Origin of the sequence: Neolewinella litorea (assembly GCF_004803465.1) — a bacterium.
In the GTDB taxonomy this organism is placed as follows: Bacteria; Bacteroidota; Bacteroidia; order Chitinophagales; family Saprospiraceae; genus Neolewinella; species Neolewinella litorea.
In genome coordinates this window covers 1-13781 of record NZ_SRSF01000012.1, presented here as the reverse complement: position 1 = coordinate 13781, position 13781 = coordinate 1, and the positions used below count along the sequence as shown (strand labels likewise).

Annotated in this window: 13 protein-coding genes; 3 read left to right on the top strand and 10 right to left on the bottom strand. The window is 62.0% G+C overall.

The window, feature by feature from the left end; translation table 11 throughout:
- Positions 1 to 71: 71 nt before the first annotated feature.
- The 9 genes from E4021_RS16275 to E4021_RS16235 form a co-directional block, all read right to left on the bottom strand.
- The gene (locus tag E4021_RS16275; RefSeq protein WP_136460443.1) at positions 72 to 1091 is read right to left on the bottom strand and encodes an inorganic phosphate transporter; all 1020 of its coding nucleotides are present in this window, start codon (positions 1089 to 1091) and stop codon (positions 72 to 74) included.
- Positions 1092 to 1101: 10 nt separating this feature from the next.
- Positions 1102 to 1827 carry a DUF2490 domain-containing protein gene (locus E4021_RS16270; protein WP_136460442.1) on the bottom strand — a complete coding sequence of 242 codons (726 nt, stop codon included), beginning with the start codon at positions 1825 to 1827 and terminating at the stop codon, positions 1102 to 1104.
- Between the two features lie 54 nt (positions 1828 to 1881).
- The gene (gene nhaD / locus E4021_RS16265; protein ID WP_136460441.1) at positions 1882 to 3204 is read right to left on the bottom strand and encodes a sodium:proton antiporter NhaD; all 1323 of its coding nucleotides are present in this window, start codon (positions 3202 to 3204) and stop codon (positions 1882 to 1884) included.
- Between the two features lie 283 nt (positions 3205 to 3487).
- Positions 3488 to 4507: an NADPH-dependent aldehyde reductase Ahr gene (gene ahr, locus E4021_RS16260; RefSeq protein ID WP_136460440.1), complete on the bottom strand. Its 1020-nt coding sequence runs from the start codon at positions 4505 to 4507 to the stop codon at positions 3488 to 3490.
- A 59-nt stretch (positions 4508 to 4566) separates the two neighbouring features.
- Positions 4567 to 4947, bottom strand: a complete 381-nt coding sequence (locus tag E4021_RS16255) for a DUF2200 domain-containing protein (RefSeq protein ID WP_136460439.1) — start codon at positions 4945 to 4947, stop codon at positions 4567 to 4569.
- Between the two features lie 393 nt (positions 4948 to 5340).
- Positions 5341 to 6621 (bottom strand): hypothetical protein, encoded by a 1281-nt coding sequence (locus tag E4021_RS16250; RefSeq protein ID WP_136460438.1) that lies wholly within the window; start codon positions 6619 to 6621, stop codon positions 5341 to 5343.
- A 36-nt stretch (positions 6622 to 6657) separates the two neighbouring features.
- Complete coding sequence (locus E4021_RS16245; RefSeq protein ID WP_168797659.1) at positions 6658 to 7245, bottom strand: YceI family protein; 588 nt, start codon at positions 7243 to 7245, stop codon at positions 6658 to 6660.
- Between the two features lie 261 nt (positions 7246 to 7506).
- A complete protein-coding gene (locus tag E4021_RS16240; RefSeq protein WP_211097052.1) occupies positions 7507 to 8700 on the bottom strand; it encodes a DUF3500 domain-containing protein in 1194 nt (397 codons plus the stop codon).
- 573 nt (positions 8701 to 9273) lie between these two features.
- Entirely contained in the window at positions 9274 to 10146 is an 873-nt protein-coding gene (locus tag E4021_RS16235) for an amidohydrolase family protein (RefSeq protein ID WP_168797658.1), read from the bottom strand.
- A 237-nt stretch (positions 10147 to 10383) separates the two neighbouring features.
- Between E4021_RS16235 and E4021_RS16230 the strand changes: the two genes are divergently transcribed.
- Both E4021_RS16230 and E4021_RS16225 read left to right on the top strand, forming a co-directional pair.
- Positions 10384 to 11631 (top strand): NAD(P)/FAD-dependent oxidoreductase, encoded by a 1248-nt coding sequence (locus E4021_RS16230; protein ID WP_136460434.1) that lies wholly within the window; start codon positions 10384 to 10386, stop codon positions 11629 to 11631.
- A 155-nt stretch (positions 11632 to 11786) separates the two neighbouring features.
- Positions 11787 to 12083, top strand: a complete 297-nt coding sequence (locus E4021_RS16225) for a rhodanese-like domain-containing protein (RefSeq protein ID WP_136460433.1) — start codon at positions 11787 to 11789, stop codon at positions 12081 to 12083.
- Between the two features lie 59 nt (positions 12084 to 12142).
- Here the strand turns inward: E4021_RS16225 and E4021_RS16220 are convergent, their stop codons facing one another.
- Positions 12143 to 13024, bottom strand: coding sequence for an NmrA/HSCARG family protein (locus E4021_RS16220; protein ID WP_136460432.1), 882 nt, complete (start codon positions 13022 to 13024; stop codon positions 12143 to 12145).
- A gap of 545 nt (positions 13025 to 13569) precedes the next feature.
- Between E4021_RS16220 and tnpA the strand changes: the two genes are divergently transcribed.
- The coding region (gene tnpA, locus E4021_RS18630) for an IS66 family insertion sequence element accessory protein TnpA (protein WP_406603364.1) at positions 13570 to 13781 on the top strand (212 nt) is incomplete at its 3' end.

Here is a 13781-nt window from a genome sequence, read left to right as displayed (position 1 = left end):
GGGGCACCCGGGGCGGGAAGCTGACATGGGTCAGCCCGCGCGCTGATCTTGCGCAAGCCGGTAACCAGGTGCTAGACGAGGGCGAGGACCAACAGGTAAGTCAGGATGTAAGCCATCACCGGCGCCACCCCCCAGACCGAGAAGAACAACCTCACGGTGCGGTTGGAGAAGGTCTGTTGCCAGCCCTTCTTGCTGATGCTCAGGGCGATGAAGGCCGCCCCGTTCAGCTGCACCAGGGAGGTGGGGATGCCCTGCTGCACTGAGGCGTAGAGCAAGAGGGTGGCCACGATGAGGGCAATGACGGTGGCCGTGAAGGGGCTCACCTGCACGATCTCCTTGCCGGTGGTCTCCGTCACCTGGTGGCCCAGCAGCGAACTGCCGATGGCGAAGCAGGGGGCCACGATGAGGACCGAAAGGATGATGATGGGCAGGAAGTTGCCGGCGGCCTGGGGCCCCAGTTCGTTGGCGGTGAGGGAGGCAATGGGCGCCGCGGCATTGGCCACGTTGTTGGCGCCTATAGAGAAGGCTACGTAGAGGGAGCTGAAGATGAGCAGGGCCTTCAGGAAGGGGTGGTGCCGCAGGTGGGCGTAGTCGGTGTTGAAGATCGTCCGCCGTAACAGGGGGAGGATGAACAGCGAAAAGAAGAGCATGATCACGAAGGCCACGATGGGCAGGATGACCCAGGTGGGGATGATCTCGTAGAACAGTTTCCGCGTATTGAGCCCCTCCAGCGCCGTGGCCGCCCCTGCGATGGAGAGTACCGTGGATTGGCTGGTCGACTGGGGTACGCCGATCAGGTTGGAAACCAGCAGGGTGATGCCGATGGAAAACAGGATAAGGGAGGTAATCAGGGGGGTGAAGTAAGACTGGTCCAGCAGCCCCTTGCCCAGCGTCAGGGAAACCTCCTGCCCGGCCAGCAGGGCCCCGGCAAGCACCATCACCCCGAAGAGCCCCGGAATGAGCGACCGGCGGATCACGCTGGCCCCGTAGGCCGCCGAGAAGGCCGGGGCCGTGCCGCTGCCCCCCATATTCACGGCGAGGAACATGGCCAGGAGGAAGGGAATCGTCAGGGAATTGAATAACTCGGACATAGGCTAGGCGTTAGTCGCGCCGCGGCGCCGGCAACTGATGGTGAAGGGTGAGGCGGACGATGTGGCGGTCGTAGAATTCATCGCCACTGCTCCGTTGCTGGAACCAGCGGAGGTAGCCTAGCTCGGCGCCCACCTGCTTGCTGAACTGGTACTGCAGGCTGCCGCCGTAGCGGTTCTGGTCAAAGGTGTTGGCCACCACCTGCCGACCGGCGTTCACCATGATCTCGTCGAAGGCGCGCAACTGCCACTCGGGGTGGGGGCGGTAGCGCAGCTCCAGGCGGTAGCGGAAGCGGTAGTTGGCGAAGGACAGTCCGCCATCGGTCCCGCCGAAGTACCGCAGCTCAGCCCAGTAGCGGTGGTGGAGGGCCAGCTTATCGTTCAGGGGTTGCAGGCCGGCCAGCTCCAGCATGGGGCGGACTTCGGTGCGGGTCTGGGTGATCACGGCGTGGGGATCGTGGGGCAGCGACTGCCGGAAAACGGTGAGGCCGAGACCGGCGTTCCAGTCCCGGCCTAAGCGGCGCTCGATTACACTACGGGAAACCAGCTGGTGCTGCCGCCACGGGAACCAGTAGGCGCGTTCCTCCAGTTCCTGCCGCAGGGCGTACGGCCCCTGGAGCGGGAGGCGGAGGTGGTACCTCACCCACCCGAGTTGCTGGGTGTCGACGGTTTTCTGGGCGCAGGCGGCGGAGGTGAGCAGCAACAGCAGCAACAGCAGCGCGGGCCGGGGGTGGGGCATAGACGGGGTCGTAGTAGTAGGGGGGGCGCCGGAGCGCGGGTGCCGTATAAAACCCTAGAGGCCGTGCTGGAGATAGTACACCACCGCACCGGCGAAGTAGCCCACCAGGGCCAGCCAGGTGATGCGCTTCAGATACCAGATGAAGTCGATCTTCAGCAGGCCCATGATGGCCACGCCGGCGGCCGAACCGATGATCAGGCTGCTGCCACCGGTGCCGGCGCAGTAGGCCAGGAAGGTCCAGAAATTGGAGTCCTGGGGGTAGTCGGCCAGGGAGTACATACCCATGGCACCGGCCACCAGGGGCACGTTGTCGACGATGGCGGACACCAGGCCGATGATGAGGTTGATTACGTAGATGTTGCCGAAGGTATCGTTCAGGATGACCGCCATCTGGCTCAGGTGGCCGGCGGTCTGCAGGCTGGCCACCGCCAGCAGGATGCCCAGGAAGAACAGGATGCTGGGGGTGTCCACCCGCCGGATCACCCCGGCCACCGACAGGGAGTGGCGCTCGTCTTCGGGCTTGCGCTTGTGGAGGAGCTCGGTGACCACCCACAGCACGCCCAGACTGAGCAGCATGCCCATGAAGGGGGGCAGGTGGGTCACGGTCTTGAAGACGGGCACGAAGAGGAGGGCGATGATGCCCAGCCAGAGCACCAGCGAAGCCTCGCCGGGGCTGACGGCCACCGGCTGGTGGTGGAGGCCGCCGCCGCCGCCGTTCTCAAGGTCGAAGCGGCTGGGGGGCGATACGCTGCCCCGCTTGGTGAATGAGAGGACGGCCAGGGGCGCCAGCAGACAGACCAGGCTCGGCAGGAGCAGTCCGGCCACGATGCTGGGGGCGGTGACCTGCCCGCCGATCCAGAGCATGATGGTGGTGACGTCGCCGATGGGCGACCAGGCGCCGCCGGCGTTGGCGGCGATGACCACCATGCCGCCGAAAAACCAGAGGTCTTCCTTGTCGCGGATCAGCTTCTTGAGCAGGGTGGCCATGACGATGGTGGTGGTGAGGTTGTCCAGCACCGCGGAGAGAAAAAAGGTGACGAAGCCCAGAATCCAGAGCAGCTTCACCCGGTCGGTGGTTCGGATGCGCTCCGTAATCACCTGGAAGCCGCCGTGGGTGTCGATCAGCTCCACGATCGTCATCGCGCCGAGCAGGAAGAAGAGGATCTCGGCGATCTCGCCGACGTGGAGCAGAATGGTCTCCTCGAGAAGACCGGGCGCTACCCCGCCGGGAAAAAGGGCTTCCTGCCCCATGACCAGCACCGTCCAGCAAAGGACCCCCGTGAGCAGGGCCGACGCCGTCTTGTCAATCTTGAGGGGGTGTTCCAGGGCGATGCAGAAGTAGCCCACCACGAAGGTGAGCAGCAGGAGGGTATACATCTATTGAGCGGCGTTTTTCCCTTGTAAGGGGCGGTAATGTAGCGCGGTTTCAGCTTCCGTCTGACGGCTTTTTTCGGGAAGGGTCACACGGACAATTGCAGAAATTTCGGGGAGGAAAAATCGATGGTAGGGGATTGATCCACCGACCACGGATCCCGCGCTCCGCCGCCAACAGGGGGGGCGCTGCATCTCCACGGACCACGATGCCTGCCACCTTGTATTACGCATAAAAAAGGGCCTCCCGTACGGAAGGCCCTAGCTGATCTGGCGTAGCTTATGCTGACTAATAATCCGCCTCCAAAACGATGCGGTAGCTGGCCTTGCCCGCCCGCAGGTGGTCCATGGCCTCGTTCACCTTGCTCATGGGGAAGTGCTCCACCTGGGGGGCCACCTGGTGGTGGGCGGCGAACTGCATCATCTTGTCCATCTGGCTCCGGTTGCCGGTGGGCGAACTGGAGATGGACCGCTTGCTCAGCATGAGCGACATGACGTGCACCGGGATGGGCTCGAGTACGGCTCCTACGATGTGCAGCTTGCCCCCGGGCTTCAGCATGGCGATGATGGCGTCCCAGTCGAGGGAGGCGTTGGCGGAAATGACGATGAAGTCGAACTTGCCCGCCAGTGCCCCCATTTCCTCGGAGTCGACACTGGAAGCGATGTGGGTGGCGCCGAACGCGCGGGCCTCGTCGTGTTTCGAGGGGGAGGAGGTGAAAGCCGTGGTTTCACAGCCCCAGGCCTTGAGGAATTTCAGGGCCATATGCCCCAGGCCTCCGATGCCGAAGACGCCCACCTTGTCGGTGGGTGAAATGGCGTTGTCCAGCAGGGGAGCGAAGACGGTGATGCCGCCGCAGAGCAGGGGGCCGGCCGAGTCGGGGGACACACCCTCGGGAATGGGCACCGCCCACACCCAGTGGGTGCGGATCGACTGGGCAAAGGCACCGTGGTGGCCGACGATGGTGGGCTGTACCGAAGTACACATCTGCTGGTCGCCCTGCAGGCAGTATTCGCAGTGGAGACAGCTCTTCACCGTCCAGCCCACGCCTACGCGCTGGCCGACCTTCAGTCCTTTCTCCTTGGCGATATCTCCCAGGGCGACCACCTTGCCGATGGCTTCGTGGCCGGGTACGAAGGGGTAGGTGGTGATGCCCCACTCGTTGTCGAGCATGGAGAGGTCGGAGTGGCAGACCCCGCAGTATTCGATTTCAACTTCTACGTCCTCCAGACCGAGCGGGCCAGCCTCGTACTCGAAGGGTTGCAGTTTTCCTTTGGGCTCCTGGGCGGCCCATGCTTTCACTTTTGACATTGGATTGTTTATTGGGGAACAGCGAGGGGTGGTGGATGTTCCTGATAACCGGCGGCTGCCTATTTCGGAGCGGGCGGGTCGGGGCGCAGGATCTTTTCCAGTTTGCGCCCGCGGGCGAGTTCGTCCACCAGCTTGTCGAGGTAGCGTACCTGGCGGGTCAGGGTGTTGTCCAGTTCCTCGATGCGGTAGCCGCAGATCGTGCCCGTGATCAGGTGCGCGTTCGGGTGTAGGGTGGCTCGCTTAAAGAATGTCTCGAAGGTTTGCCGTTCGGCGATGATTTGCTGCAGGTCTTTTTCATTGTAGCCGGTCAGCCATTCGATCACCGTGTGCAGTTCCGCCCGGCTGCGGCCCTTCTTTTCCACTTTCGTCACGTAATGGGGATACACGGAGGCAAAGGTCATGCGGGCGATGCGCGCGTGGTGTTCCGGAGTGGCTTGCATAAATAATTGTTTAGCGGGGTGAGGGACTGGATGGCTCTAAATTAGGCCGTGCGGGTGGAAGCTGGCGCCCCCCGGCCTGCCCGGCACCCCCAGGCCCGGCCCTGGAAGGGACGGCCACTCCCTAGCGAGGTCAATTCCGACGGGACGGAGGAATGGGCCTCGCGATGTTGCGTGTATGGTAGCGGTCCTCGCGTAGAGACCCCCCCGGCCTGACCGGCACCCCCAGGCCCGGCCCTGAAAGGGACGGCCACTCCCTAGCGGGGTCAATTCCGACGCCACGGAGGAATGGGCCTCGCGATAAATCGTCCGGATGAATGGGCCTCGCGGCGATGCGTGTATAGGAATGGGTCTCCCGATGATGCGTGTACGGGAATGGGTCTGGCGTGCCCCCCCTCAAAAACTAATACCCGCCTCCAGGTTAACCCCGCTGAACTCCGCCCCGGCGAACCGACCGGTCCAGGCATCGCCGGTGTAGCGCTGCTGGACGTATTCGATTTTGGTGACGACGTTGTTGGAAAGGAACCAGCCGCCGCCGACATTCAGGCGATTGATCTGCAGATCCTCGGTGGCGTTTTCGGTGGCTTTGCCCCGCACGGTGTTGTAGCGACCGCCCAGGTAAAACCGCTCGTCGGCGCCGAAGCGGTACAATACTTCCGCGGCCAGTTGAGTGAAGGCTCCTTCCCGGCCCGATTCCGGACGGTTGCCCTCGTTGCTGCCCGAGGCCACTTCAACTACGCCGAAGAACTCCAGGCCCCGGTACTTGATGAAGGGATTGACCTGCACGGCCGTGACTTTCAGGAAGCGGGCGTTGAACCGTCCCTCAAAGTCGCCGCCCTGCGTATTGCCCAGGGAATCGGGTAGGGTCTGCAGGACCTTGTAGTAGCGGCTGCCGGCGCGGTCGCCACCGTAAAGCCAGGTACCCGTGGTGGTGCCGTGGTTGGCGTAGATCGAAGCGGTAAGCCGGAGACGCAGATCCTCGTTCAGCTGGTTGTCCACGCCTACCTTCCCGTAGTAGGACAACTGGTTGTCGGTATTTGGATTGACAATGACGTTCTGGTTCAGTTTGCCGTTGGTGACCCCCACGACGGCCAGCAGGCCATGGTGCCGCAACGTCAGCTCCCCGAATGCCTCGGTCGAAAAGGCGTCCATGATGAAGTTACCCACAAAGGGGTTGAAGATGACCCGCGCATTGTCGCTCCGGCGCAGGTGGGGATCCCCGTAGTTGAACTCATCCAGTCCGACGCGGATCGTAGCCACCTTCATGAATCCTTCCAGGAAGCCGGGCCGGATGAAATCCAGCTTGTCCACCTGCAGGTGTCCGCCCTTCACCCAGGCCTCCTGGTGGTGCTGGGCCGAGAGGTAGGTGGTCAGGTGCATCCGGACGCCTTCCATCAACTGCACGTCGAGGTTCAGGTTGGCGGTGGGCAGGTTGAAGTTGGTACCGAGTTCCACCAGGTTACGGGCGTCGTTTTGCTGGTTCAACGACTGGAACTGCATCGCGAAGTCGCCGCCTACGCGGACCTTTACGCCGTCGAAGGGCACGGTGTCCAGCTTGGGAGTTTCGAATACGTGGAGACCGCGGAGGTCATTCGGGCGGAAAAACTGCAGCTCCGGCTGCTGGGCGTAGAGGCTTGATGCAAGTAGGCAGGCAATGAGGAGGGGTAGATATTTCATGGTGGCAAACGTTGTTCGTGGTTGGATAAGAGGCTATTAGACGCCCGCCGACTTCGCGTAGGTGACCACGAAATCCAGGGTGATCAGCTCCCCCGTTTTCATCACGCCGAGCATGAAGGAGGGGGGTGTCACGCCGTATTCGGTCATGTTCAGGGTGTAAGCGCCCGTGCAGGTGACGGAGGCGTCCGCGTTGACGACGGCCCGGACGTCCATTTGAATGTCGCGGGTCGTACCGGCAACGGTGAGGCGGCCACGTGTACGGAGCAGGAAGCCCTCCCCCGCGGGGGCCACCGTGGCGGACGACAAGAAATATCGGATGCAGGGGTGCCGGTCGGACATCAGCGCGGCGTAGGCGTTCTTGTCCAGCCCCTTGTTGTCGCTTTTCAGATCCTCCACCTCCAGGGCGAAGGTGAGCGCTTGCAGGGCCGTCAGCGTGCGCTTGCCTTTGGGGGCAAACACGAATTCCGCGGTTCCGGTCATTTCGTGCGTGACCATTTCCCAATCGTGGAGGGTGGAGGTGCCTGACACCCGCATGGTACCCTGGCCATTGTCGGGTATTTCGTAATGCACTTGCGCGGTGCCGCCGGCAGGGAGCCACAGGAGGCAGGTCAGCAAGAAGGCCATAGGGGCACTGTTGAATTTCATAGGGGATGGGCGGTTGATGGCCCAAAATTATCCCCGCCCCCCGGCCGGCCGGCTGACCTGTATCAGTGCCGGCGATGATGTTGCGCACTGTGGACGGTAGGGGTGCCGCAGGGGGCGGGTGCAACCACTTTACCCGGCACCCGCGCTCCGGCGCCTACGGTGACATTCGGTGCCAGTGACGGAAAAACTACGTAATCGGATGGGACGGAATCGGATCGCTTTCAAAAGGCGCTACACCGCTCAGTGCGGATGCCGCTCGAGGTGCTGGCCAAGCAGGTCCTTGCCGTAATCGTTGCCGTTGGGGGTACGGACCACCGTGTGAACGTGCGCGCGGGTGGGCCGGTCACCCTCCAGGAAGACGGGCCGCTGGTGGTCGAACTCGATCAGGATCACGGGGCTCTGGATGCGGTAGTAGAACGGGCCGCCGCCCCCGGTATCGCCCACCCAGGCAAACCAGGTATCGGGCAGGTGCTTTTCCACCTCGGCCATCTTTACCCGGGCGTGACCCTCGGCCATATTGTTGACGTACTCCCCGAGCAATTCGCTCAGGAGGCTCACCTGGCGCGGGGTGAAGTTGGAGGCGCGTACCCCGGCGTAGGGTACCTCGGCGTTGTCGTGAAAGGCGCCGGCCAGGGTGTAGTTCTCTTCCTTGCGGTCGTAAAGGGTGGCGGCCTGGCGTTGGCGGTCGGTGAGGGATTGGTACAGACTGATGCCAAGGGCTTCCTCCCGTTCAAAGGTGCGGGTGCCGGCATCTTCTCCGTATGCGATGTAGCTTGGTTCCGAGCCCATGAAGGTGGGCGTCATCACTACCTGGTTGCCCAGGACGAAGTAGTTGATGACCAGGTGGTGGCCGTCGAACTGCCATCCCCAGGGCTCCGTGGTGGATGGCTCGCCCAAGAAGGTGAACCAGTACAGATCGGGGCCGACGACCTCGAAAGCCCCCGATAGGCGGGCGAGGTAGCCTTCCATCTTGCGGATGTCCTTGGTCTTTTGGTAGCCCTGCGGACTCAGTCCGGCACGCAGGATGTTCAGGCCCAGTTCCCGCTGCTCCGGCGTGAGTTCGTTGAGGCCGACGCCTTGTCGCTTGTAGTACTTGATGTCGATGTTGGTCCACCGGCGCCACTCCTCGTCGTCGATCGGGAAACTGCTGGCGGCCCTTTGCTCGTCGGTGAGGGAGGCGCGGAAGGCCTTCACCGCTTCCCGCAGCGGCGCGGTACTGACCCCGGTGGCCTGCAGGGTGTACAGCCCGGGGACCACCGACCCTTCGGTGGTGACGCCCACGAAGGGCTCGTCGAGGGCCGCCCGTTCCTGCTCCGAGCCGTCGTGCAGGACGCGCAGCGGCGGGGCCGGGGTGGCGCGATTGCCGTCGGCCAGGGGCGCAGGGGAGGATTGGGGGGAGCAGCCTGCCACGAGCAGCGCGAGCAGTACTGACAAGGACAGTAGATAAATATTCATGGCGGGCAGGGAGTGTAGTGGAATGATCAGGAATGCATCCAGTATAATAGGGGATTTTATGGTGAATAATGCTGGCGAGAGCTGCCCGGCCGGACCCTCCACCCGCCGGCTGGAGGTTTCCGGTTGATGGGCGGGCCGGCGCTTCCCCGCAAGTATTGTCTTCTCACCGTAGATGTCCGCTGATTTGGTTTCGCGGATTCACGCAGATGTTGCCCACGCGGCGCGTAGGAGGGCGCTTCCACTCGCCGAGTGGAAGGCAGTGATTGAGATGAGGATACTACCGAAAGCAATCTGCGACGAATCCGTGTAATCTGCGGTGATCTGAACGCTTCTCACGCTTCGCTTTTTTAACCGCAGATGTCCGCTGATTTGGTTTCGCGGATTCACGCAGATGTTGCCCCCGCGGCGCATAGGCGGGCGCTTCCACTCGCCGAGTGGAGGACGTTAACTGAGAGGTAGGACAGTACGCCTGCGAAAATCTGCGACTAATCTGCGAAATCTGCGGTTCCCTGAACGCCTGCCCAAGCGGCGCGTGGGCGCCCCTCCCGGCACCTACTCCAGCTTAAGGAACCGCCTCGCATTATCGTAAAGGATCATCCGTTTTTCCTCCTCCGTCAGGAAGTCGAGGGAATGCAGGAACTCCACGGACTTCGTGATTCCTCCCGGCCACACCATCTGGTCGGAACCGAACATCACCCGGTCGAGGACGCCGTGCTGCTTGGCCAGCTTCAGCAGGCGGACGGCGTAGTCCTGCACCGGCGGTGCGGCCCAGAGCAGTACGCCCAGGTCGACATAGAGGTGGAGGTACATGGTCATCATCCGTACGGCGTGTTCGAAGAAGACCTCCCCGCCGTGCATCAGGGAGAGCTGGAGCCTGGGGTACCGCACGAGCACGTCCTCGATGAGGAAGGGGTCGCCCAGGGAGATCCGGAACTCCGGACAGCACCGATAGGGCGTCATGGGCGGGCCACCGCCGGTATGGTAGGCCACGGGGATGCCGTACTCCTCGCAAAGGGCGAGGTAGGGTTGATAGATGGAATCGTTCAGGGTAGCACCCCGGTACACCCCGCTGACCTCCCCGAATACCTTGATCCTGCCCTCCTTGATGAGCTGCTCAAATTCGGAGACGGGAATTAGTGACCCGTCATCCATATACCCCGGAATGAAGCGGGGATCCGCCGCGACGTATTGGGCGGTAGCCTCGGGGGAGCCGCTCACCACCGCATACTCAATGTCGTGCTGGTCCATCAGGGCGATCGTCTGCCGCATATGCTCCCCGGCCGTCGGGGGCGACTCCGCGCCGGACGGGTGCGGTCGCCCGCCCCAGTAATCCTGGTCGGTATAACCGTGGAGGTGTACGTCAATGATCTGTGCCGGCAGCCAACAGGCTTGCAGCAACAGGAAAAGGCAAAGGGTGTATCGCATGGCGGGGTTACTTGGGCTACCGGTCAAACGACGGATGCGGATATGGCAAATGGGGTGCTCACTAATGCCAATTAATTTAGGCGTTCTGCGGTATCCAGGCAAGCGCGGGCGACTGTGCCCCGGCATTCCCGCGGGTAATGTGGGGTGCGTGAAGTGATGCATTCGGTCGACCGCAGTGATGGATATCAGCAACCGGCCGGCACCCCCCGGATAATTTTGGAGAAACCTCAACGCTCCATGCCCAACCATTATCAAATTCTCATCATCGGCGGCGGTACCGGTGGCATCATGACGGCCGCCCAGCTCATCAGGCAAAAGGGACTGACCGACATTGCCATCATCGAACCCGCGGATACCCATTACTACCAGCCCGCCTGGACCCTCGTCGGGGCCGGCACCTACAACTACGCCAGGACGGCCCGCCCCATGGGCTCCGTCATCCCCGGCAAGACCGCCTGGATCCAGGACCGCGCCACCGGCTTCGACCCGGAAAACAATACGGTACACACGGGCAGCAGCGGAGACATCACCTACGACTATCTCGTCGTGGCGCCCGGCCTGGCCTACGACTTCAGCCTGGTACCCGGCCTGGGGGACGCCATCGACCAGGGCGTCGTCTGCAGCGTCTACACCGACCCCGAGCATACCTGGCGGGTCATCAAGAATTTCCAGGGCGGTACGGCGCTCTTCACCCAGCCCACCACCCCCATCAAGTGCGGCGGCGCGCCCCAGAAGATCATGTACCTCGCCGAGAGCCACTGGGCCAACGAGGGCATGCGCGACCGGGTGGAAGTGGTCTTCGCTACCTCCGGCACCATCATCTTCGGCATCAAGCAGATCGCCAAAACGCTCATGGAGGTGGTGGACCGCAAAGACATCAACCTCCGCTTTGGCTACCAGCTCACCAGGGTCGACGGGCCCAACCGCATCGCCTGGTACCGCTTCGCCGACCACATGAAGGAGTATAACCACAAGGACGTGCGTACCGAAACCGACGGCGACCTCACCGGTATCCACTACGACATGCTCCACACGGCCCCGCCCTCGGTGGCTCCCGCCTTCGTACGTTCCTCCTCCCTGGCCAACGCCAAGGGCTGGGTCGACGTCGACAAACACACCCTGCAGCACACCCGCTACGCGAACGTCTTCAGCCTCGGCGACGTGGCCGGTGTTCCCACCGCCAAAACCGGAGCCGCCATCCGCAAGCAGGTGCCCGTAATCGTGGATAACCTCCACCGCCTGATCCAGCACGAGCGGATGGGCAACCTGTCCTACAACGGCTACTCCTCCTGCCCCCTCGTCACCGACTACGGGCAGATGGTGCTGGCCGAATTCGACTACGACAACAACTTCACCCCCGATCCCAAGCTGAAGCAGATGCTCATCAAGGACAGCTCCAAGGAACACTTCCGCCTCTGGCTGCTGAAGAAGTACATGCTACCCTATATGTACTGGAACCAGATGCTGAAGGGGCAGGAGGTGTAGCGCGCCGATCCGGATTGAAAAATCGCGCTACTGTGACCTGCATCACCGACTGCGGCCGGCCCACCCCCGACCTTTGTAGGGTAGCGAAACAGCACCTCGCTCATCACATAGCGCGCGATCCCAGCGGATCGATGCCTTTACCCAACCATGATTTCATGCTAGACTTCCTAACCAAACTCTTCGGAGGATCAAACGAAAAGATCTCCCCCGACACCCTGGCCCAGGGAACGATTGTCGACGTGCGCACCCGCCAGGAATTCCAGCAGGGCCACCGCGAAGACAGCGTCAATATTCCCCTGCAGGAACTGGAGCAGTCCCTGCCGAAAATGCGGCAGCTGAATCAGCACATCATCACCTGCTGCCGCTCCGGTAACCGCAGCGGTATCGCGGCCCGCCAACTGCAGGCCAACGGCATCGAGGCGATTAATGGCGGGCGCTGGGATGGGTTGTAATTGACACACGCTCGCCGCATCACTGGGGTCGGAATCGTGGGCCACCTATTTCTCAGACCTCAACCTACATTTTGCTTGACCCATTCACTCAGGCTTTTGAATTTTCCCGTTGCCACCTCCCTGGCCGATTGGAGGCTATGCTCCGAATCCGGCCCCAGGTAGGTGTACGCCTCGAAGTAGGCCAGCATCTGCGCGATTTCCCCCGCCCCTTCAAAGAAGGTTGGGAATTGCTCTCCGGGTACCCGATTGAAGGTATATTCCTTCCCGTTGGCCTGGTAAGCCTCCAGCACATCGTTGAAACTGTAGGCCCCGGCCGCCATCGACAGGTAGCTGCCCTTTCCCACCTTGTCGGGGTGCAGGAAGGCCCCCGCCACCACCTTGCCCAGGTCGTTGACGTCGCCCATGTGGATAACCCTTTTGGCGGGGTCGATGGGTAGCGTCCATCCCGTAGAGCCGTCGGGTTGGGCTTGCGGACCGAGCATACCGGACAGGTTCTGAAAATAGAAGGGTGCCTGCACGAAGGTGAAGTATTCAAATCCGGCCCGCTTGACGTACTCATCCACCTTGGCCTTCCCGGTGAAGTGCGGCACCTCGAACTTCCCCGAGCTTATCTCTTCCACGTTCGGCAGGGTGGACCATACGAAGTGCTTTACCCCTGCCTCCCGGGCCGCCTCAACGGCCTGCTTGCCCTGGGCCAGCTCGTCGGCCCCCTCCCAGAAATTGGTGACGACGAACGCCCCGTAAGCATCCTGGAAGGCGTGGGTTAACGAATCCGGGTCCGTCAGATCGCCGTGTACTACCGCATCGGCTTTGCCCCCGTAGTCATCCGGCTTACGGGTGATGGCCCGCACCGTAAAGGAGCCTTCCCGGACCAGGGCATTGACTACTCCCTTGCCCTGGGCGCCCGTGGCTCCGATCACCGCTATTGTCCTGGTTTCCATTGTTGTGCTTTGTTTTGAGTGTTACATGACCGGTAGGGTCCCCCGTGCGAAAGGAGTACCTGTAGGCCATTTATAAGATAGGGGTTTATGGGCAGTCCTGCGTGGTGGGGGTGGAGCTTGGTTTGCCCCCTTATTAATCGGACTTTCGTACAGTTCGGGTTACCGATAGCTGCGGTTGTGTATTGGTGACGGGCCCGTTCACCTTATTTTCTACCCGCTCATCGGCTTCGAGCCGAGCAGCGGCTAAGCGAGATGCAGCCTCCTGCTTCAGGTTCCCCGATAGCAGGTAGCGTGGTTGTTTGAGCTTAAAGATATTGCGACCGCGCTTATCCCTGCTCCTTACGACCTGATTTTGCTGCCACGCCTCCCAAAATAGCGCTGGTGGCAGCATAGCGATTGCTGTATGCACCCGGCTATTGTTGTACTTCTCGTAGAAGATCGTCAAGCGCTGCTCCAGTGTAAGCGTCCGAGCAACCCCGTCTTGTTTAGGGGTATAGTGAGCAAGAGTTTTGCGGGCAAAAGCAATCGTGGATAAAGCAAAGAGAATGCAGGCCCTGGTGGAGCGCCAGGCCAGTTCGGGCCAGTCGATTAAGGATTTCTGCGCCGAGGCGGGGATCAGCTACGCTACCTTTCATTATTGGCGTCGCAAGTCCCGGACTCTCAGGCAGGCGCCTTCGGCCGACGTGGGCTTCATTAGTCTAAAATGTTCGCCGCCGCCCCCAGAGCCAGCAGCGGCGGCCGCCGCTACCCTGGAAGT

Excerpts from the sequence above, each read along its gene's own strand:
- E4021_RS16230 (WP_136460434.1), top strand. The coding sequence starts at position 10,384 with ATGCCCAACCATTATCAAATTCTCATCATCGGCGGCGGTACCGGTGGC.
- E4021_RS16220 (WP_136460432.1), bottom strand. The coding sequence starts at position 13,024 with ATGGAAACCAGGACAATAGCGGTGATCGGAGCCACGGGCGCCCAGGGC.
- E4021_RS16270 (WP_136460442.1), bottom strand. The coding sequence starts at position 1,827 with ATGCCCCACCCCCGGCCCGCGCTGCTGTTGCTGCTGTTGCTGCTCACC.
- E4021_RS16235 (WP_168797658.1), bottom strand. The coding sequence starts at position 10,146 with ATGCGATACACCCTTTGCCTTTTCCTGTTGCTGCAAGCCTGTTGGCTG.
- E4021_RS16255 (WP_136460439.1), bottom strand. The coding sequence starts at position 4,947 with ATGCAAGCCACTCCGGAACACCACGCGCGCATCGCCCGCATGACCTTT.
- nhaD (WP_136460441.1), bottom strand. The coding sequence starts at position 3,204 with ATGTATACCCTCCTGCTGCTCACCTTCGTGGTGGGCTACTTCTGCATC.
- E4021_RS16225 (WP_136460433.1), top strand. The coding sequence starts at position 11,787 with ATGCTAGACTTCCTAACCAAACTCTTCGGAGGATCAAACGAAAAGATC.
- ahr (WP_136460440.1), bottom strand. The coding sequence starts at position 4,507 with ATGTCAAAAGTGAAAGCATGGGCCGCCCAGGAGCCCAAAGGAAAACTG.
- E4021_RS16250 (WP_136460438.1), bottom strand. The coding sequence starts at position 6,621 with ATGAAATATCTACCCCTCCTCATTGCCTGCCTACTTGCATCAAGCCTC.
- E4021_RS16275 (WP_136460443.1), bottom strand. The coding sequence starts at position 1,091 with ATGTCCGAGTTATTCAATTCCCTGACGATTCCCTTCCTCCTGGCCATG.
- E4021_RS16245 (WP_168797659.1), bottom strand. The coding sequence starts at position 7,245 with ATGGCCTTCTTGCTGACCTGCCTCCTGTGGCTCCCTGCCGGCGGCACC.